This is a genomic window from Microbacterium maritypicum MF109, from assembly GCF_000455825.1.
Lineage (GTDB): Bacteria > Actinomycetota > Actinomycetes > Actinomycetales > Microbacteriaceae > Microbacterium > Microbacterium maritypicum_A.
In genome coordinates this window covers 1-568 of sequence record NZ_ATAO01000107.1, presented here as the reverse complement: position 1 = coordinate 568, position 568 = coordinate 1, and the positions used below count along the sequence as shown (strand labels likewise).

At 66.0% G+C, this 568-nt stretch carries 1 protein-coding gene; it reads right to left on the bottom strand.

All coding sequences use genetic code 11. The features are described 5' to 3' along the window. Nucleotides 1-568 (bottom strand): class I tRNA ligase family protein (locus L687_RS27270; RefSeq protein ID WP_040569638.1); only part of this gene is annotated, 568 nt, incomplete at both ends.

Below are 568 nucleotides of genomic sequence, written 5' to 3'. Positions count from 1 at the left end.
GTAGCCGTCGCTGCCCAGCACGATGCCGTGGCAGCTGACGCCGGTGAAGGCCGGACGATCGAACAACGCGGTCGACAGCACGTGCATGACGTAGAACCAGCCGCGGGTCTGGCCGATGTACTCGACGATGAAGTCCGCCGGCGCGTGCGAGTCGAACCACTCCTGGTTCTCGAACGGGTAGTGCACCTGCGCGTAGGGCATCGAGCCCGAGTCGAACCACACGTCGAAGACGTCCTCGATGCGGCGCATCGTGCTCTTCCCCGTGGGGTCGTCCGGATTCGGACGCGTGAGGTCGTCGATGTACGGCCGGTGCAGGTCGACCTCGCCCTCGGGGTTGCGCGGCAACGTGCCGAAGTCGCGCTCCAGATCCTCCAAGGACCCGTACGCGTCCACGCGCGGGTACTCGGGGTCGTCGCTCTTCCAGATCGGGATGGGCGAGCCCCAGTAGCGGTTGCGGCTGATCGACCAGTCGCGCGCGCCCTCGAGCCACTTGCCGAACTGTCCGTGCTTGACGTTCTCCGGCACCCACGTGATCTGCTCGTTGTTCGCGAGCATGTCGTCCTTGATG